This is a genomic window from Priestia sp. MDV22-iso46, from assembly GCF_058629175.1.
The window spans coordinates 978,918-1,002,658 of record NZ_JBZVWT010000001.1 but is presented as its reverse complement, the minus strand read 5'-3'; the positions used below and the strand labels follow the sequence as shown (position 1 = coordinate 1,002,658).

At 38.8% G+C, this 23,741-nt stretch carries 29 protein-coding genes and 1 riboswitch; of the genes, 25 read left to right on the top strand and 4 right to left on the bottom strand.

Annotated elements, in window-relative coordinates:
• Positions 1–2: 2 nt before the first annotated feature.
• From AC4NPH_RS05250 to AC4NPH_RS05235, 4 genes are all read left to right on the top strand, one after another.
• Positions 3–479 (top strand): glutathione peroxidase, encoded by a 477-nt coding sequence (locus AC4NPH_RS05250; RefSeq protein WP_025752029.1) that lies wholly within the window; start codon positions 3–5, stop codon positions 477–479.
• A 124-nt stretch (positions 480–603) separates the two neighbouring features.
• A complete protein-coding gene (locus AC4NPH_RS05245) occupies positions 604–1,257 on the top strand; it encodes an HD domain-containing protein (protein ID WP_013056689.1) in 654 nt (217 codons plus the stop codon).
• The gene (locus AC4NPH_RS05240) at positions 1,238–3,133 is read left to right on the top strand and encodes an ABC-F family ATP-binding cassette domain-containing protein (RefSeq protein WP_013056690.1); all 1,896 of its coding nucleotides are present in this window, start codon (positions 1,238–1,240) and stop codon (positions 3,131–3,133) included. The genes AC4NPH_RS05245 and AC4NPH_RS05240 overlap by 20 nt, the downstream gene beginning before the upstream one ends.
• A 63-nt stretch (positions 3,134–3,196) precedes the next feature.
• Positions 3,197–4,321 carry a conserved virulence factor C family protein gene (locus AC4NPH_RS05235; protein WP_013056691.1) on the top strand — a complete coding sequence of 375 codons (1,125 nt, stop codon included), beginning with the start codon at positions 3,197–3,199 and terminating at the stop codon, positions 4,319–4,321.
• A gap of 30 nt (positions 4,322–4,351) precedes the next feature.
• Here AC4NPH_RS05235 and AC4NPH_RS05230 read toward each other — a convergent pair whose 3' ends face one another.
• A complete protein-coding gene (locus AC4NPH_RS05230) occupies positions 4,352–5,236 on the bottom strand; it encodes a polysaccharide deacetylase family protein (protein ID WP_013056692.1) in 885 nt (294 codons plus the stop codon).
• A 240-nt stretch (positions 5,237–5,476) separates the two neighbouring features.
• Here AC4NPH_RS05230 and AC4NPH_RS05225 point away from each other — a divergent pair, with 240 nt between their 5' ends.
• The 14 genes from AC4NPH_RS05225 (at position 5,477) to rarD (ending at position 16,403) form a co-directional block, all read left to right on the top strand.
• Positions 5,477–5,914, top strand: coding sequence for a BrxA/BrxB family bacilliredoxin (locus AC4NPH_RS05225; RefSeq protein ID WP_013056693.1), 438 nt, complete (start codon positions 5,477–5,479; stop codon positions 5,912–5,914).
• A 134-nt stretch (positions 5,915–6,048) separates the two neighbouring features.
• On the top strand, positions 6,049–6,825 hold the full coding sequence (locus AC4NPH_RS05220) for a class I SAM-dependent methyltransferase (protein WP_041816686.1): 777 nt from the start codon (positions 6,049–6,051) through the stop codon (positions 6,823–6,825).
• A gap of 384 nt (positions 6,826–7,209) precedes the next feature.
• Positions 7,210–7,812 (top strand): YpjP family protein, encoded by a 603-nt coding sequence (locus AC4NPH_RS05215; protein WP_025752035.1) that lies wholly within the window; start codon positions 7,210–7,212, stop codon positions 7,810–7,812.
• Positions 7,813–8,000: 188 nt separating this feature from the next.
• Positions 8,001–8,315: a thioredoxin family protein gene (locus AC4NPH_RS05210; RefSeq protein ID WP_013056696.1), complete on the top strand. Its 315-nt coding sequence runs from the start codon at positions 8,001–8,003 to the stop codon at positions 8,313–8,315.
• A gap of 90 nt (positions 8,316–8,405) precedes the next feature.
• Positions 8,406–8,538, top strand: a riboswitch (cobalamin riboswitch).
• A gap of 258 nt (positions 8,539–8,796) precedes the next feature.
• A complete protein-coding gene (locus AC4NPH_RS05205; RefSeq protein ID WP_013056697.1) occupies positions 8,797–9,756 on the top strand; it encodes an ABC transporter substrate-binding protein in 960 nt (319 codons plus the stop codon).
• Entirely contained in the window at positions 9,737–10,453 is a 717-nt protein-coding gene (locus tag AC4NPH_RS05200; RefSeq protein WP_491009143.1) for an adenosylcobinamide amidohydrolase, read from the top strand. Before AC4NPH_RS05205 ends, AC4NPH_RS05200 begins: the two co-directional genes overlap by 20 nt.
• Positions 10,454–10,457: 4 nt before the next feature.
• On the top strand, positions 10,458–11,444 hold the full coding sequence (cbiB, locus tag AC4NPH_RS05195) for an adenosylcobinamide-phosphate synthase CbiB (protein ID WP_029321344.1): 987 nt from the start codon (positions 10,458–10,460) through the stop codon (positions 11,442–11,444).
• A complete protein-coding gene (gene cobD / locus AC4NPH_RS05190) occupies positions 11,419–12,498 on the top strand; it encodes a threonine-phosphate decarboxylase CobD (RefSeq protein WP_013056700.1) in 1,080 nt (359 codons plus the stop codon). The genes cbiB and cobD overlap by 26 nt, the downstream gene beginning before the upstream one ends.
• On the top strand, positions 12,495–13,055 hold the full coding sequence (locus tag AC4NPH_RS05185; RefSeq protein WP_029321347.1) for a bifunctional adenosylcobinamide kinase/adenosylcobinamide-phosphate guanylyltransferase: 561 nt from the start codon (positions 12,495–12,497) through the stop codon (positions 13,053–13,055). Before cobD ends, AC4NPH_RS05185 begins: the two co-directional genes overlap by 4 nt.
• Positions 13,052–13,825 carry an adenosylcobinamide-GDP ribazoletransferase gene (gene cobS / locus AC4NPH_RS05180; protein WP_013056702.1) on the top strand — a complete coding sequence of 258 codons (774 nt, stop codon included), beginning with the start codon at positions 13,052–13,054 and terminating at the stop codon, positions 13,823–13,825. Before AC4NPH_RS05185 ends, cobS begins: the two co-directional genes overlap by 4 nt.
• Positions 13,783–14,397: a histidine phosphatase family protein gene (locus AC4NPH_RS05175; RefSeq protein ID WP_013056703.1), complete on the top strand. Its 615-nt coding sequence runs from the start codon at positions 13,783–13,785 to the stop codon at positions 14,395–14,397. The genes cobS and AC4NPH_RS05175 overlap by 43 nt, the downstream gene beginning before the upstream one ends.
• The gene (locus tag AC4NPH_RS05170; protein WP_061859743.1) at positions 14,349–14,771 is read left to right on the top strand and encodes a bifunctional adenosylcobinamide kinase/adenosylcobinamide-phosphate guanylyltransferase; all 423 of its coding nucleotides are present in this window, start codon (positions 14,349–14,351) and stop codon (positions 14,769–14,771) included. The genes AC4NPH_RS05175 and AC4NPH_RS05170 overlap by 49 nt, the downstream gene beginning before the upstream one ends.
• Entirely contained in the window at positions 14,771–15,340 is a 570-nt protein-coding gene (locus AC4NPH_RS05165) for a cob(I)yrinic acid a,c-diamide adenosyltransferase (protein ID WP_013056705.1), read from the top strand. Before AC4NPH_RS05170 ends, AC4NPH_RS05165 begins: the two co-directional genes overlap by 1 nt.
• Before the next feature lie 136 nt (positions 15,341–15,476).
• On the top strand, positions 15,477–16,403 hold the full coding sequence (gene rarD / locus AC4NPH_RS05160; protein WP_013056706.1) for an EamA family transporter RarD: 927 nt from the start codon (positions 15,477–15,479) through the stop codon (positions 16,401–16,403).
• A gap of 91 nt (positions 16,404–16,494) precedes the next feature.
• Here rarD and AC4NPH_RS05155 read toward each other — a convergent pair whose 3' ends face one another.
• The gene (locus AC4NPH_RS05155; protein WP_013082852.1) at positions 16,495–16,821 is read right to left on the bottom strand and encodes a MerR family transcriptional regulator; all 327 of its coding nucleotides are present in this window, start codon (positions 16,819–16,821) and stop codon (positions 16,495–16,497) included.
• A 297-nt stretch (positions 16,822–17,118) separates the two neighbouring features.
• Here AC4NPH_RS05155 and AC4NPH_RS05150 point away from each other — a divergent pair, with 297 nt between their 5' ends.
• Complete coding sequence (locus tag AC4NPH_RS05150) at positions 17,119–17,277, top strand: hypothetical protein (RefSeq protein ID WP_013056708.1); 159 nt, start codon at positions 17,119–17,121, stop codon at positions 17,275–17,277.
• Positions 17,278–17,310: 33 nt separating this feature from the next.
• On the opposite strand, the gene AC4NPH_RS05145 is transcribed toward AC4NPH_RS05150, so the two are convergent.
• On the bottom strand, positions 17,311–18,231 hold the full coding sequence (locus AC4NPH_RS05145; protein ID WP_098196406.1) for a CobW family GTP-binding protein: 921 nt from the start codon (positions 18,229–18,231) through the stop codon (positions 17,311–17,313).
• A 252-nt stretch (positions 18,232–18,483) separates the two neighbouring features.
• Between AC4NPH_RS05145 and panE the strand changes: the two genes are divergently transcribed.
• Both panE and AC4NPH_RS05135 read left to right on the top strand, forming a co-directional pair.
• Positions 18,484–19,413, top strand: a complete 930-nt coding sequence (panE, locus tag AC4NPH_RS05140; protein ID WP_098196407.1) for a 2-dehydropantoate 2-reductase — start codon at positions 18,484–18,486, stop codon at positions 19,411–19,413.
• Positions 19,413–20,213, top strand: a complete 801-nt coding sequence (locus AC4NPH_RS05135) for a GIY-YIG nuclease family protein (protein WP_013056711.1) — start codon at positions 19,413–19,415, stop codon at positions 20,211–20,213. The genes panE and AC4NPH_RS05135 overlap by 1 nt, the downstream gene beginning before the upstream one ends.
• Positions 20,214–20,263: 50 nt before the next feature.
• Here the strand turns inward: AC4NPH_RS05135 and AC4NPH_RS05130 are convergent, their stop codons facing one another.
• Positions 20,264–20,575, bottom strand: coding sequence for a hypothetical protein (locus AC4NPH_RS05130; RefSeq protein WP_016763842.1), 312 nt, complete (start codon positions 20,573–20,575; stop codon positions 20,264–20,266).
• 243 nt (positions 20,576–20,818) lie between these two features.
• Here AC4NPH_RS05130 and AC4NPH_RS05125 point away from each other — a divergent pair, with 243 nt between their 5' ends.
• From AC4NPH_RS05125 to proC, 4 genes are read left to right on the top strand one after another with little or no spacing between them, the layout of a single operon-like run.
• A complete protein-coding gene (locus tag AC4NPH_RS05125; protein ID WP_013056713.1) occupies positions 20,819–21,706 on the top strand; it encodes a 5'-3' exonuclease in 888 nt (295 codons plus the stop codon).
• A gap of 46 nt (positions 21,707–21,752) precedes the next feature.
• The gene (locus AC4NPH_RS05120) at positions 21,753–22,100 is read left to right on the top strand and encodes a YojF family protein (protein WP_013056714.1); all 348 of its coding nucleotides are present in this window, start codon (positions 21,753–21,755) and stop codon (positions 22,098–22,100) included.
• Between the two features lie 23 nt (positions 22,101–22,123).
• A complete protein-coding gene (gene bshB2 / locus AC4NPH_RS05115) occupies positions 22,124–22,786 on the top strand; it encodes a bacillithiol biosynthesis deacetylase BshB2 (protein ID WP_013056715.1) in 663 nt (220 codons plus the stop codon).
• A gap of 3 nt (positions 22,787–22,789) precedes the next feature.
• A complete protein-coding gene (gene proC, locus AC4NPH_RS05110) occupies positions 22,790–23,593 on the top strand; it encodes a pyrroline-5-carboxylate reductase (RefSeq protein ID WP_013056716.1) in 804 nt (267 codons plus the stop codon).
• The last annotated feature ends 148 nt before the right edge of the window (positions 23,594–23,741 follow it).

The window sequence follows — 23,741 nt, the reverse complement described above, 5'->3', positions numbered from 1 at the left end:
TGATGAGCGTGTATGAATACTCGGCAAAAACAATTAAAGACGAAGACGTATCGCTATCTAACTATCAAGGTGACGTGCTGTTGATTGTGAATACAGCTAGCAAATGCGGCTTCACCCCTCAATATAAAGATTTGCAGGCGCTGTACGAAGAAGAAAAAGAAAACGGCCTAACGGTTCTAGGTTTTCCTTGCAATCAGTTCGGTGGTCAAGAGCCAGGAAGTTCAAATGATATTGAACAATTTTGCGAGTTAAACTATGGCGTTTCGTTTCCGATGTTTGCAAAAGTAGATGTAAAAGGGGAGCATGCACACCCGTTATTTACATACTTGACAGAACAAGCACCGGGTCTACTAGGTTCCAAAGGGATAAAGTGGAATTTCACAAAGTTTTTAGTGAATCGTCAAGGTGAAGTCGTGAAGCGATACGCACCTCAAACTGCACCAAAAGATATTCAAAAAGATATAAAAGAATTGCTGTAAAAGCAGGTGGATCTCCATCTGTTTTTTATTTTTCAGCGAGGATTTTCAAACGGTGATCCGCTGTCAGTGAGACGAGCGCCTTACTTTGTGCTAAAATAATGGTGGATATAATTGAGGTGAGCAAATGAATAAAATAGTGGAAACGGAAAAGTGGGTTCAAGCAAAGCTTGCGCATGACACAACGGGTCATGACTGGCAGCATATCGATCGCGTGCGTCGAAATGCAGTGCTTTTATATAAAAAAGAAGGCGGCAATCGGGAAGTTATCGAACTAGCTGCGCTTTTACACGATGTTGTAGATGATAAGCTAGTGGAAGATGTTGAAAAGGCGTACGAAGAAGTGCGGGAGTGGCTGAAGAGTCAGCAGGTAGAAGAAGAGAACTGCAAGCATATCGTTCACATTTTACAAACGATGTCATTTAAAGGCGGAAACCGTCCGGCTATGGCTACGCTTGAAGGTCAAATTGTTCAAGATGCAGATCGTTTAGATGCGATCGGTGCAATTGGTATCGCACGTACGTTTATGTACGCAGGTGCTAAAGGCACGGTTTTGTATGATGAAAACATTGCTGTACGAAGTGAGATGACGGAAGAAGAATACAGACACGGGAAATCAACGGCTATTGCACATTTTTATGAAAAGTTATTAAAGCTCACTGCGTTAATGAATACTCAAACAGCACGGTCTCTAGCGCAAGAGCGACATACATATATGAAAGAATTTTTAGTTCAATTTAAGAAAGAGTGGAATTATCATTATGAAAATGCTGACTGTTGAAAACTTAACAAAAACGTATGGAGAAAAAGAGCTGTTTCATCAACTAACATTTACCATTACGGAAAATGAGCGAATCGGCTTAATCGGTGTAAACGGAACAGGGAAATCAACGCTTCTTAAAATTATCGCAGGTTTAGAGCTCGGGGACGAAGGAGATATTGTTCATGCTAAAGACTACAGCGTGACATATTTACCGCAGCATCCGGATTTTGATGAAGACTTAACGGTTTTGGAGCAAGTTTTCAGCGGAGATACGCCTCTTCTTAACTTATTAAAAAACTATGAGCTAGCTCTGTATGCGTTAGAGCAAGACTCTGCAAACGAAAAAAATCAGCAAACATTGTATGATTTGCAGCAGAAAATGGATGCGATGAACGCGTGGGAAGCCAATTCTAACGCACAGTCGATTTTAACGAAGCTTGGAATTTCAAATATGAGTGCAAAAATCGGTGAGCTTTCAGGTGGACAGAAAAAGCGCGTCTCCATTGCGCAAAGTCTAATTCAAACACCTGATTTACTGATCTTAGATGAGCCGACTAACCACTTAGATTATGAGACCGTTAAATGGCTCGAAGAATATTTATCCAAATATCAAGGAGCCGTGCTGCTTGTTACTCATGATCGCTATTTCTTGGATGCTGTTACAAACCGAATTTTTGAATTAGACGGTGGAAATTTATATAGCTATAAAGGAAACTATGCTGCTTTTCTAGAAGGAAAAGCGATTCGAGAAGAGCAGGAAAAAGCAACTCAAGCAAAATTAAGCAACTTATACCGCAATGAATTGGCTTGGATTCGCAGAGGAGCAAAAGCGCGTACGACTAAGCAAAAAGCGCGTATTCAGCGATTTGATGAATTAGAAGGGAAAATCGATTCCTCTGAAAAAGAATCACTGGATTTAAGTTTAGCAGGCAGTCGCCTTGGGAAAAAAGTGTTTGAATTAAAAGATGTGTCTAAGACGTATGAAAATAAAATCATTCTTTCAGACTTTACGCACATCGTGAAAAAACAAGATCGAATTGGAATTGTAGGAAAAAATGGAAGCGGAAAGTCTACTCTTTTGAATATGATTGCAGGACGCATTGAGCCGGACAGCGGTGAAATTGACAGAGGACAAACGGTTAAAGTTGCTTACTATACCCAAGAAAGCGATGATATGGACTTGAATCAACGCATGCTTGATTATATTAAAGAATCGGCAGAAGTTGTGCATACGACGGATGGGAAAATGATCTCTGCCTCGCAAATGCTTGAGAGATTTCTATTTCCTTCACATACGCACGGAACACCGATTCAAAAGTTGTCCGGAGGAGAGCGCCGTCGTTTATACTTGTTGAAATTATTAATGACATCGCCGAATGTATTGCTTCTAGATGAGCCGACTAATGATTTGGATACTCAAACGCTAACGGTGCTTGAAGACTATCTCGAAGAATTTCCAGGTGTTGTTATCACCGTATCGCATGATCGCTATTTCTTAGATAAAGTAGCAGATTACTTACTAGTTTTTGAAGGAGAAGGAAACATTTCGATTTATTTTGGAGCTTATACAGATCAATTGGAAGAAGCGATGAAGAAGCAGGCAATGGTTCAGCAGGCTAAAGTGAAAGAAGAAAAGCCAAAACAGCCGGAGAAAACGAAAAAGCGTCGTTTAACGTATAAAGAACAAAAAGAATGGGAAGAAATCGAAGATAATATTGCAGCAAAAGAAGAAGAAATTGAACGCTTAACAAGTGAAATTGAACAGGTGGGCAGCGATTATACAAAAGCGCATAACCTATCGTTAGAACAAGAAAAAGCAAATGAAGAATTAAGTGCACTGCTTGATCGCTGGGCAGAGCTTTCAGAGCTGATTGAAGAAATTGAAAACGCGTAAACAAGTCGTTAGACTGAGTATAAGCCACATGCTACAATTTTAATGAGAGGAGTACGATACGACATGAACATTAAATCAATTGAGCCAACGCCAAGTCCGAATACAATGAAAATTAATTTAGACGAAGTGCTATCAGGCGGAAAAAGCAATAACTATACGGAAAAAAATGCTGAAGCAGCCCCTGAAGTTGTTCAAGACATTTTGAAAGTAGAAGGGGTAAAAGGAGTCTACCACGTAGCGGACTTCTTGGCAGTAGAGCGAAATGCCAAATATGACTGGAAGCAAATTTTGCCGCAAGTTCGTGCAGCGTTTGGTGAAGATTTGCAAAGCAACAGTGAACAGCACAAAATGAATGAGCATTTTGGTGAGGTCAATGTGTCAGTTCAAATGTTCAAAAATGTACCGATGCAAGTCAAGCTAACGGACGGAAATGAAGAAAAGCGCTTTGGTCTGCCCGAGCGATTTGCAAAAGCGGTAGCAGAACTTCAACGTTTTTCAGATAATGTGGTATTAGAACGGAAATGGAAAGAACAAGGCGTTCGTTATGGAGAGTTATCGGCTATCGGAGACGAAGTAGTGGAAGAGTTAGCAGCAGCATATCCGCAAGAAAGATTAACTCGCCTTGTGTCTAATGCACAAGAAGAAAAAGAAGGCGGAAAAGTTGTACAGCCGCGTAAAACCTATAAAGTTACAGAAGAAATGCTAGAAGACAACGATTGGTCAGTGCGCTATGCCCATTTAGAACAAATGGATCCAACAGAAGCTGATTTAGACGTTTTAAATAAAGCGCTTGATGATGAAAAAGCATCTATTCGCCGCTTAGCTACGGTCTACTTAGGAATGATTGAATCAAAAGCGGTACTGCCTTATTTATACAAAGCATTAAAAGATAAATCAGTCACTGTGCGCCGTACTGCTGGAGACTGCATGTCAGATTTAGGTTTTGAAGAAGGTATTCCGGCAATGTGTGAAGCTCTTGGTGATAAAAACAAGCTTGTTCGCTGGCGTGCAGCTATGTATTTATACGAGGTAGGGGACGAGACGGCTCTTCCTGCATTAAAAGCAGCAGAGAATGATAAAGAATTTGAGGTAGATTTACAAATCAAGCTAGCAATTGAACGTATCGAAGGCGGAGAAGAAGCAAAAGGTTCTGTTTGGAAACAAATGACGGAAAGCAGAAAAGCATAAAAAAAGATCATTCACTTGAATGATCTTTTTTTACGACTGTTTTGCAGCGGGAGTTGGAAACTGCATAGGCTGCATAGTGTTATCAATTTTAATAGGCTGATAGCCCGACTGCTTTAAGTAAGTCAAAATAGCAGGAAGGGATTGTGCCGTAAAGGATTTATCATGAAATAAAATGACTGGTGTTCTTCCATTGGAGTTAACCCCTTGAATATGAGGTTCAAGGCCCTGAATAATTCTAGGTGCAGAACGAAGTGCCCAGTCTTCGCTGTCTACATTCCAGTCCCATAATTTAAAGTGGCTTAGCAACTCTGTACGGTGGGGCTCTTTTAAATAAGGAACGCTGCCGTAAGGAACGCGGATTAACTTACTGTCAACACCGGTTACTTTCTTAACTGTCGCTTGACACTCCTGCATTTCTTTTAACGCTGCGCCATCTTCACTATACATGACATGAATATCATGAGAGACACCGTGACAGCCGATAGCATGTCCTTCCTGTGCTACTTTTTTAGCAATTTCAGGGTGAGCCTCAATTTGATGCTTTAACATAAAGAAAGTTGCTTTTACGTTATATTGACGCAAAGCATCTAAAATGTGAAGGGTATCAGGTGTTGGGCCATCGTCAAACGTAAGGTAAACAGGCTGTGTAAGAGCTTGATTTTGATCGTTTAATGTATTTCCTACATACATATTATGGTGAAGTGTATTAAGCAGCTTCTCAGGCTGTACTGAAGATGCAGCTTCTTTCAGCGGCAAAGCAGTAGATGCTAAGACTTGCTGAGATGCAGCGGATTCACTTCCTTTGACTTCTGTAATAAAAAACAAAGAAGCGACGATCACTAACACTAAAGACAAAAATGCATAAAATCGTTTGTTTGGCTTAAATCGTTTGTTTGGCTTAAATCGCTGGTTCAATTTGAAAATCCTTTCTACTAAACTACTATTTACTACTATAGTACAAAAAATGGAATATTAATAGTAAAAATCGACATTTTTATGGAAAAAAATTAGATGATATGACCCGGTTTTAATCTTTTTTGTCAAATGAAAAATGAGAATGGGACAACGATAAGGATTTGAAGAGTGAGTAGCTAGATTTTTCCTGGTTTTTATAGTATGCTTTTAGCGTGAATGATTGTTAGGAGGAATGTTAATATGTCAATGGCATATGAAGAATATATGCGTCAGTTAGTTAAACCAATGCGTCAAGAATTAACTCAAGCTGGTTATGAAGAATTAACAACAGAGGAAGCCGTAGTTGATTTTATGGAAAACGTAGAAGGAACAACTTTTGTTGTCGTTAATTCAGTTTGTGGATGCGCTGCTGGTTTAGCACGTCCTGCAGCAACGCAAGCGTACTTACAGTCTGAGCAAAAACCAGATCAAGTGGTAACTGTTTTTGCCGGTCAAGATAAGGAAGCAACAGCTAAAATGCGTGAATATTTTGGGGACATTGAGCCTTCATCACCGTCTATGGCGCTTTTAAAAGGAAAAGAAGTCGTTCATTTTATTCCTCGACATGAAATTGAAGGTCAGCCGTTAGAAGTTATTTTTGAAAACATTTTAAATGGCTTTAAGCAGCACTGTTCATAAAATGTCCTGCTTTTGTCACATCTAGTATATAGATTTTTAGAGAAAAATCGCATATACTTTATAAGAAAAAGGATGTCTATCGGCATCCTTTTTCTTTATGTAAATAGCCAAACAGTGTAGGGGGAGTTATGAAAGTGATTGTTACGACTGCTGGTCGAACAAATGAACAGATGATTGTAAAAGCCAAACAAGTAGCCGCTGATTTAAGTATACCTTTTGTAGTAAGAGAGAAGAAATCCGTTGCCGATCTTCAGAATCTTCAAGCTGCAGACGTGCTGGTTGTCGGTAAGAATAGAGTAGAGTTGCACGTTCAAAACGAAGAGGAACCTATTTTTTTTCATCCAAATTCCGCTATGTTTAGAGTGAAGAGATGGCTGCGCGGAGAACGTGATCCGTTTATTGAAGCTGCTGGTTTAGAAAAAGGAATGAGCGTGCTTGACTGTACACTTGGTCTTGCATCGGATAGTATGATGGCGAGCGCAGCGGTAGGGAAAAGCGGGAAAGTTGTCGGACTAGAAGGCAACCGCTATGTAGCTTATTTAGTCAAACAAGGACTTTTAAATTGGGAAAGTGACGTACAAGAGTTGAACGATGCAATGAAGCGTATAAACGTGGTTCATCAAAATTTTGAATCGTTTTTGGCGTGTTGTGAAGATAATTCTTTTGATGTTGTCTACTTTGATCCTATGTTTCAAGAGCAAATTGATGAATCGAATGGAATTAACGGTATTAAAGCAATAGCACTGTATACTACGCTGACGCCAATGGCTATACAAGAAGCAAAAAGAGTAGCCAAACAAAAGATCGTGCTAAAAGATCATTGGAAAAGCAGTCGTTTTGAAGAACATGGATTTACCGTACAAAAACGAAAAACATCAAAATTTCATTACGGGACAATTGATATACAATAATAAACAAAAAAGTAAAATGAATTCCGATCATTGAAAAGACTTCCAAAACCTTTTAGGAATTAAAAAGTTTTGGAAGTTTTTTTTTATGAATTTCATCTAAAGTTCATAAAAGTATGATATATTTTTGAACATAAAAATACTTTTGTGTTTAAGCATCCAGCAAAAAAGGAATATCTTGTATAGGTTTCCGCTCGGTGTGACAACCTCAAACAGAAGAAGGAAGGTGCTAACTAAAAAGTCTTCGAATGCCCGTAGGCAGCATAAATGAATAAGCAAATATAGGTAAAAAATTAATAAGTATGATACAATACCTAGTGAGTTATAACAATGAATTTTACGATATGAAAAGACCATATGGGAAAAGATGAGAAAGGAAAGATACGAATGCCTAGATGGATAAAAAGAATGCTAGTTGTATTTATTACAGTATTTACATTTGGGCTTGTCACTCCACCAGAATATTTATACGTTGATGATGCAAAAGCGGACAAGCAACATAAAGCAGGGTATGTAAGAGAAACAACTCCTGTCACAGCTGTTATAGAAGATATTCATTTGCCATATGAAGAACCAAAATACGAAGACGTTTCATCATTTGTTACGTATGCAATGGAATCAGCTGAAAAACAGTCAGTGGAAAAATTCGGAACAAAAATTGGGCCTGTCATTGAAGATGAATTTCGTCAAGCAGTGTTACCTAAAATTGAAGAAGTGCTGACCGACATTGGCACTGAACGTGAACAGTCAATTCAGAATCTCGAGATAAGCGAGCATCCTGCTGCTGGCTACGGTGAAAAGATTTTCCATGTATATGACCGGGAGACCGGTCAGGACTTAATACGGTTTCACGTACGGCGTGAAAATCCTCCAAAAGATGGATACTGGTTTAATTTTCACTATCATGCGGCTGCAGATAATTTTCAAAAGCATTATGATTTAGGGAAAATTTATTGGAACCGAAACATGCCGCCTAAATGGTTTAGCTGATAATAGACACAACATTCTACGATTTCGAAATGTTAGCTTTTTTAAGCTAGCATTTTTTTACGTCTAAAACCGTTATGGTCTAAATAAGCTGAAACATTAGCACAACGATAAAAAAATCGTTTATAATGAAGTCAGACTTCTTACCATAGAATAGTGAGAAGGAACGAATAGATGCTGGAGGTAACACAATGAAACAATTTACGGAAGAAAAACAATTTCGCGAACAAATTAAGAACGAAACACTAAGCGTTGGGATTTTTACGACAACGTGGTGTCCTGATTGCAAACGTTTGGATATGTTCATTGATGAAATCGTTGACGAAAATACAGATAAAGCATGGTTTAAAATTGACAAGGATGAGTTTGAAGAACTTTCTGCTGAAAACAATGTAATGGGTATTCCTTCTCTTCTTGTATATAAAAACGGTGAAAAAATTGCACACTTGCACAGTGCAAATGCTAAAACGCCTGAAGCGGTCCGTGAATTTTTAGCAACTCTTTAATTCCTTAAGCTGCGAGAGCATTCTCGCAGCTTTTTTTGTGAGAATGGCTATTTCCATTTTTCCATGAGTGGGGTATACTAGGACAAGTGAATAATCGTAAAGCAATAAGGTCTCAATTTAAAGATTGAGTGAAAAGGGAAGTCTGGTGAAAAACCAGCGCGGTCCCGCCACTGTAAGCGCTTTGTGCGTAAGTCAGGAGACCTGCCTTATTGTTAGCTGTGAAACCTTCGAGGAAGGGTGAAGCAGGGTAATGAACATACATATCAAGTATAGTGAACGGATTCTTTTCCTGCTTATCTTGACGTTACCTGCTTTGCTTTCAATTGAAAGTAAAGCTTTTTTATTTTGAAGCTGCCGGCGAGCAGTATACATAGTCAAAGCGGAAAAACGGGATAGCGCTGCTTTTTGCATGATCATTTGCTTTTTCTTTAACGTGGAGGTTTCGTATTCACAATGAACAATATATAGGGGGAGTATTTAGATGAAAAAATGGCTTTCGTATTCCATTATTGCACTGTTAGTCATCGTACTTGCTGCATGCGGTGCAGGCAGCCAAAGCAACAGTGATAAAAAAACGAAGCAAGATACGGCACAAACGTCACAAGCTGCATTTCCAGTGAAGGTAAAAGACGCGCGTGATAAAGAAATTACGTTGAAAAAACAGCCTAAGAAAATTGTTTCATTAATGCCAAGTAATACGGAGATTGTATATGCCCTTGGCCTTGAAAAAGAATTAGTCGGTGTTACAAGCAACGATGATTATCCTAAAAGCGTAAAGAAAAAAGCGCAGGTAGGAGATATGAACGTTAATGCAGAAAAAGTTATTGCTTTAAATCCTGATTTAGTGCTGGCACACGCTTCAAGTATGGGCGTTTCGGATGAAGTATTTAAACAAATTGAAAGTGCGGGTATTCCGGTATTTGTTGTAAAAGATTCAACAACGTTTGATACGGTTTATGATTCTATTACGCAAATCGGTAAATTAACAGGTAAAACAAAAGAAGCTAATCAAACAATTAAAGACATGAAAGAAAAAGTAGCTTCAATTGAGAAAAAAGCAAAAACGATTTCAAAAGAAGATCGTAAAAAAGTATGGATAGAGGTATCAGGAGCTCCTGAGATTTATACAACAGGAAAAGGTACGTTCATGAACGAAATGCTTACTATGATCGGTGCTGATAACGTAGCGGGTAGTGAAAAGGGTTGGGTTAAGTTTTCTGAAGAGCAAGTTGTTAAGTTAAACCCTGACGTTATTATCGCAACGTATGATGCAGACAAAAATGAGATTATGAAGCGTCCCGCTTGGAGCAGCATGACTGCTGTAAAAGAGGGTAACATCGAGAAGGTTGATCAAAACAAAATCAACCGCTTAGGACCTCGTATTGTAGATGGCTTAGAGGACTTAGCAAAAGCAGTATACCCTGAGGTGTACAATAAATAAGAAGAGGGACCATATTCCAGTTCGAATTGAAAAGGGGATTGGTCCCTTTTCACATCTTAAAATTGAAGAACGGCCTGAGCTTTTAATCATGAAAACCGAGACTTCTTATAAAACATACAGCTCAGGGGTTTTAGGAACAGGCATTACGGAAACGGACACCTTTTACAATCGATTTGTTCACAAAGACTATTATTCAGATACTCCTTCTATGGAGTATGAGCAATATTTGATGAAAGAAAATGTACGCCATGAGCAAATCGTAGGGTTGATGACAGCCGTTTGGTTAAAAGAAAGAGCGGTTTACTGTTATGAAGGCTACGGAGTAAGAGTAGCTTCCGTGATAACGGCTGGAGTAGGAAACGCAGTAGATATTACAGCTGACGAAGCTGTCCCGTTCTATTCCTCTCCCGGTACAATTAATATGTTTTTTTTCGTGGAAGGTACGCTTACGGATGCTGCGTTTTTACAGCTTTTTATTGCGGCCACAGAAGCTAAAACAAAAACGCTGTCACAGCTGGGGGTCATAGATCCAGCTACAAAGACGATTGCTACGGGAACATCTACGGACAGCATCTCAGTTGCAGCGTCTCAGCAAGGACCATTATATGAATATGCAGGCTCTATGACCGCTTTAGGTCAAGCGGTAGCCAAGCTGGTGAAAATAAGCTTAGAGCAGGGACTTAAGGGAAAGAGGTGAAAAAATGAGTATTACACAAGCGATAATTGCACACATGACGGCCATGACGATTGCTTTACTAATTGACCGAATCATAGGCGACCCCGAAAATTGGCCGCATCCCGTTCGCTGGTTTGGCAAGTGGATTTATTGGATGGATTCCAGATTAAATAAAGGTGCAGGAAAACGATTCAAAGGATTGCTTCTTGTGATAAGTATGGCTGTGCTAGCAGGAGTTGTTCCCTTTTTGTTCCTCCATGCTTTGTACGGAGTTGATTTTATAGCAGGTGTTTTAGTAGAGGGCGTAATGATTGCAACTACTATATCCACTCGTTCTTTAAGCGAAGCTGCTTATAAGGTACAAAAGCCGCTTCAGCTAGGAGATATGGAGAAAGCTAGATATGAAGTAAGTATGATTGTGGGACGAGATACAGATCGTTTGTCAGAAGGAGAAATTGCCAGAGCGACGGTAGAGACCGTGGCTGAAAATACAAGTGATGGTATTACAGCTCCGCTTTTTTATGCATTTATAGGAGGAGGAGCCCTAGCCTTTTTTTACCGAGCTATTAACACATGTGATTCGATGGTTGGGTACAAAAATGACCGCTACTTTCTGTTCGGCTACTTTAGTGCAAAAACCGATGACGTATTAAACTATATTCCAAGTCGGCTAACTGCAGTAGTGATGACGGCTGTTAATGTAGTAAAAAGTCAGTATTCTCTTGGGCATGTAACGAGTTTGATTAAGCGTGATGCTAAGAAGCATCCAAGCCCAAATAGCGGATACGGGGAAAGCGCAGTGGCTGCTCTTTTAGGTATTCAACTCGGCGGGCTTAATACATATAAAGGCATAGAATCTAATCGTGCAAAAATGGGTGAACCACTCATTCCCCTGCAAGCCGGTCATATTGAACAAGCTGTTTTCATTATGAAAAGGACGGTCTATGCTACGTGGTTATTATATCTTTTGTTAGGAGGAGTTATTAGTGCTATTACCTACACATGGAGCTAATCCTAATGTCTTTTTAAAAGCAATAGGGGCCGAGAATTTATCGCATATAAAAGACTTTAGCGTGAATACAAATCCTTTAGGGGCTCCCCTTGTGCTTCACGAAAAGTGGAACGAATTCAAGGATGCAGCGTTTAGTTATCCTGATCCTCAAGTAACAGAGCTGAAAAATAAACTTGCAGCTCATCATCATGTTTCAGCTGCTCAAGTGCTGCCTACAAATGGCGCCGCTGAAGCGTTTTTCCTTATTGCTTCGTTATTTTCAGGAGAGAAAGCAGGGATTGTACAGCCGACCTTCGTTGAATATGAACAGGCAAGTAAAGCTTATGGATGTGAAGTGACATACGTTCCTTTAGCTGAAGAAAATGGCTGGAGCTGGGATATAGAGTTGATTATGAGTATTCTTCCGGACATAAAAGTACTGTGGATTTGCCATCCAAATAATCCAACGGGTGTTATGTATAGTCATGAGGAATGGATGAAAGTAGTAAAAGCTGCTGCTCATCATGGTACATACTTAATAATTGATGAGGCATTCATTGATTTTGTCGAACATCAGCCTTCATTTGATTCTCTTATTCTGGATTATGAGCATATCATTGTGGTGCGTTCCATGACAAAGATGTTTAATATTGCCGGGCTTCGTCTTGGCTATATTTTGGCAAATGAAAAAATCATTAGCAAGATGTCTAAAAAGCAGCCTCCTTGGAGTGTAAATGGATTGTCGCAGCAAGTAGGAATGATATGTGTGGATGAAAAAGATTTTGTGAAAAAAACCGTACATTATATTAAACAAGAACGGGAACGGATCTTGAGTCAACTAAAAGAATGGGGGCTTTTGGTTTCTCCTTCTCAAACAAACTATTATCTTTGCAGCGTTCCGTCTTCTATTAAAACGCGCGAATGGCTTGTCTATTTAGCAAGCCATGGCGTGGTAGCTCGTCATACTGAAAACTTTCCATTTTTAAATGGACGCTATATCCGTTTGGCCGTGAAAACGAAAGAAGAAAATGACTATTTACTTAAAGTAATCAAACAAGGACTCGATGAAATATGATCATCTTTATTAGCGGAGGCGTTCGAAGCGGAAAATCACGTGGAGCGGAGAATATGGTTCAAACTTTTTGTACAAAGCGCGCTGTTTATATTGCCACAAGCAGGCAAACAGATAAGGAAATGCAAAAACGCATCCAGCTTCATCAAAAAGAACGCCAAGCAGCGAACACGCCTTGGGTAACGATCGAACAGTCTGTAAATTTACAACAAATTTTGCCAAATCTTCAAAGTGATGATGCTATACTTTTGGATTGTGTCACGAATTGGCTTGCCAATGAGCTTTTTTTAACAGAAAGAAGGTGGCAAACAAAAGAAGGGAAACAAGCGGTTTTTCTTCATATGATAGAAACGCTCGATAAGCTGTTTGCGCAGTCTCAGACGGTTGTGCTAGTATCTAATGAACTGTTTGAAGCGGGCGTATTAGAAGAGCCCACATATAGCTATATGAAGATGTTAGGGAAATTACATCAGTATATTGTAGAAAAAGCAGATGTGGCTATTTGTGTAGAAGCGGGAATTTATCGTTTTAAAAAAGGAAAGGAATGTGTAGATATATGAAAGAATGGATAGCTATACTACGAATTTCTCTCCAGTTTTTTACGATCTTACCACTGGCTAAAACCGTTCAATGGACTGAAAAAAGAACGGCACGCTCACTTTTTGTGCTGCCTTGGATTGGTATGTTACTAGGCTTGATGTTTTATAGCTTTTTACAGCTGCTTCAATCTTCACCTATCACTACGATTGTTGATAGTATTTTAGTTTTGCTTTTACCGCTTGTTTTAACGGGTGGCCTTCATTTAGACGGCTGGATGGACGTAAGCGATGCGTATTTTTCTCATCAGTCAAAGGAAAAAAAACTGCAGATTTTAAGTGATCCGCACGTTGGGTCTTTTGCTATTCTTTCTCTTATGGTTCTGCTGCTGCTGCGTTTTAGTGCGATCTATGAATTAGTGTCTCTTTCTTCTTTATCAATTTGGGCATGCTTAATTGTCTTTACGCTTCCAAGAATTGGAGCAGCCTTTTTGTTGTTGAGAGATAAGCCCGCTAAAGAGACGGGTCTGGCTGCATATTTTCAAAAAGGAGTCACCAAACGGTCTATTTACGGATTTATCATCATGAGCCTATTCTTAGTTGCTATTTTCGTTATTTTTATGGACAATAAATTCATTATTCTTTTCTTTGCCGGTTTTCTATGGCTCTGGATACGATTTTATCGTTCGCAGTTTGGTGGCGTAACAGGAGATGTTATAGGGGCAACCATTGAAGGAGGAGAAACGCTTTTATGGATAATTCTTTGGTTATCACATGTATTCGTCACGGCATGACGCTTGAAAATCAACAGAAAAAATATATAGGGTGGAGTGATCCGCCTTTAAGTATAGAAGGGAAAAATGAATTGAAAGAGCTTTTTCTAGAACCTCAGCTCGTTATTTCCAGTGACTTAAAAAGAGCGCTAGAAACAAGTGCAGTTGTTTTTCCAAAATCTCAGGTGGTTAAAAGTAAAAATTGGCGTGAGCTGCATTTTGGAGATTGGGAAGAGAAGACGTATGAAGATTTAAAAAACATACGGGCGTATAGAAATTGGATTGATCACTGGACAGAACATACGCCTCCGAATGGTGAAAGCTTCTCAAGCTTTTCAAACCGAATTTGGGCAGCGTGGGAAGAAGCGGTCGATTTGGCGGCCAGTCAGCAATTGCGTCACATTGCTATTGTTTCACACGGCGGACCACTGCGTTTACTTGCATCCCACTTTAAACAGACAGCGTCGCTTTGGGATGTTTCTTTTTCTTATGGAGAAGGTTTTTCAGTAGCGTGTACATACAAACAGGCAAAGGAGAGAAGAGCATGCATTTCGTATTCGGCGGTGCATTTACCGGCAAAAGAAAATGGGTGAAGCAGCATTATGCCAGTGAGTTGGTAAAATGGCATTGTTTGTATGAAAACCCTGTTTTACCAGCGCTTGAGTTCGAAGAAAGTTACATAGTGCTAGAAGGATTTGAGCACTATGTTAAGGAATTAATACATAGCGAGCTGGAGTCTCCGCACCTTGTTGTTAAAAAGTTAATACAGAAGTGGAGAGACAGCGGTGTATGGGAAAAGTTAATAGTGATTGGAACTGAAGTCGGCAAAGGGATTGTTCCTTTAGATCCAACAGAACGGCAGTGGAGAGATGAATGCGGGTATGCGTATCAGCATTTAGCGGCACATGCCCGGAAAGTAGATCACATTTGGTACGGAATTGCTAATCGATTGAAGGAGGAAATATAATGAACATTTACACAAAAACAGGGGACAAAGGGCAGACAAGCTTAATTGGAGGACGAGTAAATAAAGATGATATTCGAGTGGAAGCATACGGTACGATTGATGAGCTAAATGGCTTTGTAGGTCAAGCGATTTATCAGCTGGATGAAACAACATTAAAAGATGTAAAAGAAGAGCTAATTACGATTCAACATGAGCTTTTTGACTGTGGAAGTGATTTAGCATTTGCAAAAGATGATCATCCGTACAAAGTAACAAACGACATGATATCAGTACTTGAAAAACGCATTGATGTCTATATGTCAGAAGCGCCGGCCATTGAGCGTTTTATTTTACCTGGAGGCACACCTGCAGCGACAACGCTTCATATTTGCCGGACGATTACACGCCGCGCAGAACGGCTTGTTGTTGGCGTGCAGCGTGAGTATAAAATTAATGCGGCGGTGCTTCAGTATTTAAATCGTTTATCCGATTATTTCTTTGCTGCGGCTCGAATCGCTAACGCGCGAGAAAATGTACAAGATGTAGAATATATTCGCAGTGCCAAAGTATTTAAACAGCCTAAAAAATAAGGTATAAAAAACGGTCGAGCTAAAAGCGATCGTTTTTTTTAATGAGCTATTTCGATAGACAAAATAAAGCTGTAAAAAAGAGGTAAATGCATCTATAATGATAAGAGACAGAGAGATAAAGAAAAGAGGTTGAGAAATGAATCAAGATTCTAAACGAGCAGGTATTGTTTATACAGCCAGCGCTTACGTTATGTGGGGGCTTTTTCCGCTTTACTGGAAGCTTCTTGGCGAGGTGAATGCGAATGAAATACTCGCTCACCGTGTCATATGGTCATTTGTTTTTATGCTTTTACTTTTGCTTGTGACAAAGCAAATGAGTGCTTTAAAGAAGACGCTTGGTTTATTATTTCGTAATACGAAACAAGCGGTCATTTTATTTGTGGCTTCAGTGCTGATCAGCATCAACTGGTTCGTTTACATTTGGGCGGTTAACCATAATCATATTATTGAAACAAGTTTAGGTTACTACATCAACCCGCTCGTTAGTATTTTACTTGGTATAGTCGTTTTAAAAGAGAAGCTTAATTTTTGGCAGGGTGCTTCTGTTGGATTAGCTGCTATAGGTGTTATCGTTATGACAGTTACATACGGGCATATCCCATGGGTATCATTAAGCTTAGCGTTTAGCTTTGGTTTGTACGGTCTTGTAAAAAAGACTATTCAATTAGAAGCAAAAGTAGGATTAACGATTGAAACGATGATGGTTGCACCTATTGCAGTTATTTATTTTATTTTTCTTTTAGTGAAAGGATCTTCAAGTTTTTCCCTTCAGTCGCTTGATCTGAGTGCTCTTTTAATTGGAGGCGGTGTTGCTACAGCTATGCCACTATTATATTTCGCTAAAGGGGCCCCGCTTATTCCGCTATCGATGGTCGGTTTTTTACAGTACATTGCTCCTACCATGACGCTTTTATTAGGGGTATTCGTGTATCATGAACCGTTTTCTAGCGTAGAGATGATTGCCTTTTTGTTCATTTGGGGCGGATCGGTTATGTTCATTTTATCTAAAACTAAGTTCATGAGTTCTCATCAGCCGAAATTCTTTAAAGGGCGCTCAGCTTAACGGACAAAAAAGCGGATATCTTTAGATATGCGCTTTTTTGTCTGCCGTAAAGAAATAAAAACGGAGACGGGAAAGTCACCGTATGTATACTTTATAGCTTCCGCTTGAAATGAGCGTTCAACTGACCTTGAAGCATTTGGTTTTTTACTTCTTTCATTTTTCTCGCTTCATCTTTTTTGGCCAGTTCTGTGCGTATTTCACTCGTTTGAACTCCTTCTTCTATGCGATCGGCAATATCCATTAATCGTTCGACGTCTGAAAACGAATATTTCCGGATACCCGTATTGGTTCGGTCCGGAAAGAGCAGGCTTCTTTTCTCGTAGTAGCGAATTTGCCTTTCTGATAAACCGGTTAATTCTTTTACAATCCCAATAGACATGACTTTTTTATCTCGATATGACGCTTCATTCGTAGACAATCTCCCTCACCCCTGAGTACGTAGTAGTATGTTATTATTATAAAGGAAAAAAATACAAAAATTTATAACATGTAATACATTCTAACATATATATGTTATATTTTTGAATTACTATGTGAGAAAAAGTGACATAAATAATGAAATAGGGAAAAGAGTCCTATAAACTAATGATTAACTCGATCCCAAGTGGTTAACCATACAGGATAAAGCTTTGTGGTTAACCACTTGCTTTCAAAATGATGAATAGAAAATAAATGTGAGAATATACATAAATTCTAAAAGGGAAGGGCGTTTTAAATGGCTGTGCAACAATTGAAAAAAGAAGAGATTATTGAGCTGGCAAAAGAAATTATTGAACTTGATTTGAAAAGAGATGAAAAATTTGAAGAGTTGACAGAGTTAGCTGGAAATCGTGCATATGAAATTTTGCGCAGAGTACAAAATGCCTGTTTATAAGTAATAAAAAAAATCCCGCTCTAGGCGGGATTTTTAATTGGGCTGCTGTTCAAGATTAAATAATTCTTGTTTCATCTTAGTGTGGTCGAGGTTTTCCCCTATAAAGACAAGAGTGGTGGGCAGCTTCATCATTTCTTTCATATATAGAGGCATGCCGTATGAATATTGAAACGAATACGTATCATCCGAATGAGTAAAGCGCATATAGCCTTTAATACGATAGATGGTATCTGGCATTTGGCGCAGCCAATTTTCAAATAATTCAAGATCCACTTTTTTTGTAAACTCATATACAAATGTTTTCAAATGAAGATGATCTTCAACATGAGCCTTATGGTGCGGCTGTTTTTGAGACAGCTGAGCTCTTTGAATCACGTCAAGCTTCACGCGGGAAAATGTCGTTAATAATGTTATTGCACGAGCGTTAATTGATTGAACCTCAAAAAGCAGGGAAGACTTTTCTGCCTCAGACAGCATGTCCGTTTTATTTAATAAAATTACATCCCCATGTTTTACTTGTTCTTGAAGAAGTTTTTGAAGTTGAATGCTTAAGGACCCACGTTCTTTCCACCTTGTTGCATCGAGTGTGGTGATAATACTTTTAATCGTGACTTGATGCGCAAAAAGAGGAGACATACAGGCATCCAACACTTCAATGGGATGTGCAACTCCGGTTGTTTCTATATAGATAGCATCCAATGTGTTCTCCTGTAGAAGTGAATGAAGCTGAGTTTCAAATTGACCTTGAATAGTACAGCACACGCAGCCGTTTAGCAATTCTTTTAACGGCGTGTCTTTTTCTACTTCATTTGAGTCAATCGAAACTTGGCCAAGCTCATTCATCACAACAGCAATGTTGCGATTACGATCTTTTTCTTGCTGAAGCAGCTGTTTAAGTAACGTTGTTTTTCCGCTGCCTAAAAATCCAGATAAAATGTAGATTTCTGTTTTCATTTCAGTCTCTCCTATGTAAATAACATTGTTTAAATCGAAACTTTTCCGATTACGGATTGGTAAATAGTATATCCAAGAGGGGATAAATATCTATGCGTAAATTTTTATGCTTTTTTGTATTCATTATAACAACTTTAAAAGCACTATGGCTATCTTTTGTAAAAAACTCAAAATACAATGAAATAAGAATATTATAAAATTTCAAACTAGCTGTGCTACAATAAAAGAAAAAGAAAAAGGGGAGCAAAAGTTATGCGAATATTAGTTTTAGGCGCAGGCGGCGTTGGAGGTTATTTTGGAGGCAGGCTTGTGGAAAAAGGAGAGGATGTTACTTTTCTTGTTAGAGAACGCAGAAAAAAAGAGCTGGAACAAAATGGACTTGTTATCAAGAGCATACACGGTGACTTCACTTCACCTGTACAAGCTATTACAAAATCTGAGATGAAAGAGCCTTATGATGTTATTTTGTTCACAACTAAGGCTTATCATCTTAAACAAGCAATTGAGGATGTGCGTCCTTTTGTAGGGAATCAGACAGTTGTCGTACCTTTGTTAAACGGTATGGCTCACATCGTTCCTTTACAAGAAGCTTTTGGGGAAGAAAAAGTCATTGGAGGACTGTGTTTTATTGAAACAACTTTAAACAAAGATGGAGATGTCGTCCAGACGAGTCCCGCTCACAGACTTGTATTCGGTGAATTTAAGCAGAAGGAAACAGAAAGATTACAACTGATTGAGCAAGCGTTCAGTGGTACAAAAGCTTCGTTTGTAAAAAGTTCATATATTGAACAGGATATGTGGCATAAGTATTTATTTATTACGGTTATGTCAGGCATGACCACTCTTATGCGCGCACCTGTTGGCCCAGTGCTAGCGGCAAAAGGAGGGCGTCAATTCGTACAAGAGCTTTTTAAAGAAGTTGAAAATATTATGATGGCATACGATGCACCATTAGCTGAAGGGATTATTGAACAGCATATGAATACGATGGACAAAATGACGTATGACATGAAGTCATCGATGCAGCGTGATATGGAAAAAAGTTTTCAAATTGAAGGAGACCACCTTCAAGGATATTTGTTGACATTAGCTGAAAAATCGTCTATACACGTACCCCTTCTTCAAACTGTGTATACGCATCTAAAAGTGTATGAAGAAATGTTAAAAGGTTATCAAAAATAATGACAGCGAAAATTGATTTAGCAGTCATGCAGGTACTGCAGAAGCTGCTAAGTACAGCAGAAATAGGACAATTGCCTTCCGCTCCCGGCATTTATTTTTTCTTTGATAAACCCGGCAGGCTTTTGTATATCGGAACAACGACGGGCTCTCTATTAGAAAGAGTAAGAGCTCACGTTGCAGGAAAAGGCGTTAGCAACACAAAAAAATTCCACAAAGAAATTTATGCTGTTGGATATATTGAAGTTCATGGATTAAAAAAAGAATTAGATATGCTGAGAACGATGCTTGTAAATGGTTATTTTCCAAAATACAATAAACAAGATGTAAAAAGAGAAAATGAATACGACATTTACACCGTTCACGGCAGAGTCCTCAGGGATACAGGAGTTGATAAGAAAAAAGTCTCCAAGCGAAAAACGGTGCTAAAGCCAACGTTAAAAGAGATAGAGATTCGTCAAGAAAACAGCGATATTACATATGCACGAGTCGCAAATATGAATGCTGAAGATCGAGTGAAAAAATTGTGGTCTTGTCAAGAAGCAGGAGCGCAGCTACATCTTCCGGAGTCGAAAGTGTTAGCAATAAGTGACCGGCTCTTAAAAGAGCAGTATACATTTCAGCGAGATATGAAAAAGAATATGATGTTTACGATGCGGGATTTAGTTGTTATTCAAGTGTTGTTAAATTTAAATCCGACCCATGATTTGAAAAAACGAGAAATAAAGGAAGCCATCAGTTTAGTGCGTAAATTTGGCATAGAAGAAGCTCTTCGCATCTCTGAAAAATTACTCAAAACGTAATAAAATCCATGATCATTGTGATCATGGATTTTATCATTTATCATTCACACTTAAGCTAATTCGTCAATAACTTTTGGTAGAGCCATAATGGAAATAACGCAAAGTGAACTGACAACTTGATGCATTTCAAAAATGGCAATGATGAATAACATCAGTGATATATATAATTGAAGGCCTTTTAATCCCCACGGCTTGCGATCAAAAAAAAAGTCGCTAAGTACAAATACAAAGAAAATGAGCGAACTGAACAAAATAATCATGGATGTAGACATGGAACGATCATAAGCAATGATAAATAACAAAGCGAGAAGCGACACAACAGATATAACTTTTAATGTTTTAATCATCGTGTTTTTATTCACTTTTTTCACCTTCATTTGTAGGATTGATCTTTCATCCTCATTTTATAGGATAGTCAAAAGTTCTAAAAGTCAAACGAATAAATCATAACAACAATTTAACATCTTTATACTACATTTACATTGAGAGAAAAAAATGGGCGTGTCTTGAGCTTTGTGCGCTTCATTGACGCGTGCAAAGAACAAGTGCTATAGTATGTTTGCTCTAAAAGCTAAAGGAGCAAAGTTTTCAAAGGACGTGACTATGTGAACGAAACACTATTAGTAATTGATGGATTTAATTTATTAAGCCGCTGTTATTTTGCTACTTCTTATGGCAGAGATGAAGCAGCGTTGACAAGAAACAGTAAGGGCCAATTTACAAATGCCCTGAGAGTAACGATTCAAAAAATGCATGCATTGATTCACCAATATGAGCCAAGCCATATTTTCGTCGCTTGGGATGTTAAGCGTGAGGATACAAAACGTAAAGATACATACGCCCTATATAAGCAAACAAGAGCAGAGCTGCCTGAGCCGCTGATTCAGCAGTACGAAACGTTAAAACAATTTTTTGACACAGTAGGCATTTATCAAATGTCATTGTCTTCTTATGAAGCAGATGATTTAATTGGAGCACTTGCAAGCAAGTGGAGTAAGGAAAAGCAAAGTCCAGGGTACATCTATAGCAATGACCGAGACTTGCTTCAGCTTCTAGATCAACATATTTCGCAAATTATTGCCAAAAAGCAGGTTGGCGATCTTGTTTATGGCTTTAAGCACTTTCAAGAAGAATACAATATTCATCCTCGTCAATGGGTGGACGTAAAAGCATTGCTTGGTGATAAATCTGACAATATTCCGGGCGTTCCTGGTGTAGGAGAAAAAGCCGCACTGCCTCTTATTCAACAATATGGCTCTATCCATGAAATTTATGCACAAATTGAACAATTAGATCCAGCTTTTAATCGTTACAAAAAAAAGCTGGTCGAAGGAAAAGAACTAGGTATGCTTAGTCGTGAACTCGCTGAGATTATTATAGACATTCAAGAAATCAGTATGTTGACTTGGGAAAAATTAACATTTATGTATGATTATGAACGATGGAATAAAGAAATTCAAAGTCTAGAACTAAACATTAGGATTCGCTCATGATTTTTAGTACAATACAATTTATGAACATGAGAAAGGAGTAACAAGCGTGCAACCAATTCATAAAGAAACAGTCCAAAAAAAAATACAAACATTTTTAAATAAAGACGTATATGTACACCTTGAAACGACAAACGGTGCATATGCTTCACACGTAAATGAAAAAGTAATGACAGTTGGGGCTTTTATTCGCAATGGTAAAGTCACTATTTCAAACGGAAAGATAACTGGAGAAGGTCCTTATCGTGTAGGTCTTCAAATTGATTTAGGATGGATTTATGCAGAGGGATTAACAGATTGGGAAATTGATGAAGAAGGCCGACTTCTTCTAGCTGGGCATGACTTTGAAGGTCGTTTAGCAGTTGCCCTTCAATTAAGTGAACATCCGTTTTCATAACAGAAAAGAGAGGAGAATAGAACATGGAAGAAAGATTATTAATTGTATTTCCGCATCCTGACGATGAAGCATATGGAGCAGCAGGAATGATCACGCAAGCTAGACAAAAAGGAACGCCCGTTACATATGCCTGTGTTACGCTAGGTGAAATGGGACGAAATATGGGTAGACCGCTGTTTGCTAACCGTGAAACTTTACCTCAAATCCGAAAAAAAGAACTTTTAGATTTAGCGAACGTTTTAGATATTCAAGACTTGCGTATGCTAGGGCTTCGTGATAAAACGCTGGAATTTCTTGATATTGATGTTTTTGCAGATAAAATTGAAGAAATCATTAACGATGTAAAGCCGACTCACATTTTAACGCATTACCCTGGCTTTGCGGTACACCCTGATCATAATGCTACGGGTGCAGCTACGATTCAAGCGGTAAAACGTATGCCAAAAGAAAAGCGTCCGGTTGTTTGGTGTCATGCGTTTTCAAAAGATCGTATTGAACATATTGGAGAACCAGATGTTATTTTTGATGTAACAGCGATGAAAGATAAAAAAATTGAAGCGTTAAAAGCCCATCGTTCTCAAACAGAAGGAATGATGAACGCAATTGACTTCGATCGCTTATCTGACTATCCGCAAATGGAACGTTTATTAACTAGAGAAGAATTCTGGACATATAACTGGGAGTAACAGATGAAAAAACAGCGAATTTTATTTATTGGAGCAGGACGAATGGCTGAAGCTGTAGCGGCTGGTTTGGTTACGAGCAGCGCTGACAGTATTGAGGCAGTGGTGATGTCAAACAACGGAGATATTGAGCGGTTACAGCGTGTTGAAACAACGTACGGCGTACAAACGACGCAAAATTGGCGCCAAGAAGTTGACAATTCGGATGTTATTATTTTAGCGATGCCTCCCGAGGCCCATCCTTCCGTGCTCAAGGAACTTTCGACTCATTTAAATCAACAATTTGTCGTAACGTTAGCGGCAGGAATTGGTCCGAGTTACTTAGAAAGTCATCTTCCGCAGGATACGCCTGTCGCTTGGATTATGCCAAATACAGCTGCTATGATTGGACAATCGATGTCACTGTATACACTTGGAACTTCTGCCACAAAAGAGCATAAAGAAGTGCTTCAAATGATTTTAAAAGGAATTGGTGAAGCGCATGAGTGTTCAGAGAAAGAAGTACATGAGCTAACGGCTGTAACTGGCAGTGCACCGGCATTTTTATATTATTTTGCAGAATCGTTAATTGATGCAACTACTGCTTACGGTGTGGACGAAAAAACAGCCAAAGATTTAGTTATTCAAATGATGTATGGCTCTGTACAAATGTTGCATGAAACCAAAGATCCTGCGTCTTTAAGAGAGCAGGTAACAACTCCAGGCGGCGCTACTGCCGAAGGGTTAAAAGTGATGAAAGAACAAGACTTTTCCTTAATAATAAAGCAGGCAATTGAAGCAACGAATAGAAAAGCAATGGGTGGAAGCTAAAAAAGCTCGTACAACCATATGTTAGCTGAAAAATCCGAACTATAGTTCAGCATTCTTTCATTAGAATGTTGAATCAGTTCGGATTTTTTAATGAATAGACTTCCTTAACATAAATATAGTCCTCTTTAGAACTGTTTTTTCTCTATGT

Excerpts from the sequence above, each read along its gene's own strand:
- AC4NPH_RS05250 (WP_025752029.1), top strand. The coding sequence starts at position 3 with ATGAGCGTGTATGAATACTCGGCAAAAACAATTAAAGACGAAGACGTA.
- AC4NPH_RS05245 (WP_013056689.1), top strand. The coding sequence starts at position 604 with ATGAATAAAATAGTGGAAACGGAAAAGTGGGTTCAAGCAAAGCTTGCG.
- AC4NPH_RS05240 (WP_013056690.1), top strand. The coding sequence starts at position 1,238 with ATGAAAATGCTGACTGTTGAAAACTTAACAAAAACGTATGGAGAAAAA.
- AC4NPH_RS05235 (WP_013056691.1), top strand. The coding sequence starts at position 3,197 with ATGAACATTAAATCAATTGAGCCAACGCCAAGTCCGAATACAATGAAA.
- AC4NPH_RS05225 (WP_013056693.1), top strand. The coding sequence starts at position 5,477 with ATGTCAATGGCATATGAAGAATATATGCGTCAGTTAGTTAAACCAATG.
- AC4NPH_RS05215 (WP_025752035.1), top strand. The coding sequence starts at position 7,210 with ATGCCTAGATGGATAAAAAGAATGCTAGTTGTATTTATTACAGTATTT.
- AC4NPH_RS05210 (WP_013056696.1), top strand. The coding sequence starts at position 8,001 with ATGAAACAATTTACGGAAGAAAAACAATTTCGCGAACAAATTAAGAAC.
- AC4NPH_RS05205 (WP_013056697.1), top strand. The coding sequence starts at position 8,797 with ATGAAAAAATGGCTTTCGTATTCCATTATTGCACTGTTAGTCATCGTA.
- cbiB (WP_029321344.1), top strand. The coding sequence starts at position 10,458 with ATGAGTATTACACAAGCGATAATTGCACACATGACGGCCATGACGATT.
- AC4NPH_RS05185 (WP_029321347.1), top strand. The coding sequence starts at position 12,495 with ATGATCATCTTTATTAGCGGAGGCGTTCGAAGCGGAAAATCACGTGGA.
- cobS (WP_013056702.1), top strand. The coding sequence starts at position 13,052 with ATGAAAGAATGGATAGCTATACTACGAATTTCTCTCCAGTTTTTTACG.
- AC4NPH_RS05175 (WP_013056703.1), top strand. The coding sequence starts at position 13,783 with ATGGATAATTCTTTGGTTATCACATGTATTCGTCACGGCATGACGCTT.
- AC4NPH_RS05170 (WP_061859743.1), top strand. The coding sequence starts at position 14,349 with ATGCATTTCGTATTCGGCGGTGCATTTACCGGCAAAAGAAAATGGGTG.
- AC4NPH_RS05165 (WP_013056705.1), top strand. The coding sequence starts at position 14,771 with ATGAACATTTACACAAAAACAGGGGACAAAGGGCAGACAAGCTTAATT.
- rarD (WP_013056706.1), top strand. The coding sequence starts at position 15,477 with ATGAATCAAGATTCTAAACGAGCAGGTATTGTTTATACAGCCAGCGCT.
- AC4NPH_RS05150 (WP_013056708.1), top strand. The coding sequence starts at position 17,119 with ATGGCTGTGCAACAATTGAAAAAAGAAGAGATTATTGAGCTGGCAAAA.
- AC4NPH_RS05145 (WP_098196406.1), bottom strand. The coding sequence starts at position 18,231 with ATGAAAACAGAAATCTACATTTTATCTGGATTTTTAGGCAGCGGAAAA.
- panE (WP_098196407.1), top strand. The coding sequence starts at position 18,484 with ATGCGAATATTAGTTTTAGGCGCAGGCGGCGTTGGAGGTTATTTTGGA.
- AC4NPH_RS05135 (WP_013056711.1), top strand. The coding sequence starts at position 19,413 with ATGACAGCGAAAATTGATTTAGCAGTCATGCAGGTACTGCAGAAGCTG.
- bshB2 (WP_013056715.1), top strand. The coding sequence starts at position 22,124 with ATGGAAGAAAGATTATTAATTGTATTTCCGCATCCTGACGATGAAGCA.
- proC (WP_013056716.1), top strand. The coding sequence starts at position 22,790 with ATGAAAAAACAGCGAATTTTATTTATTGGAGCAGGACGAATGGCTGAA.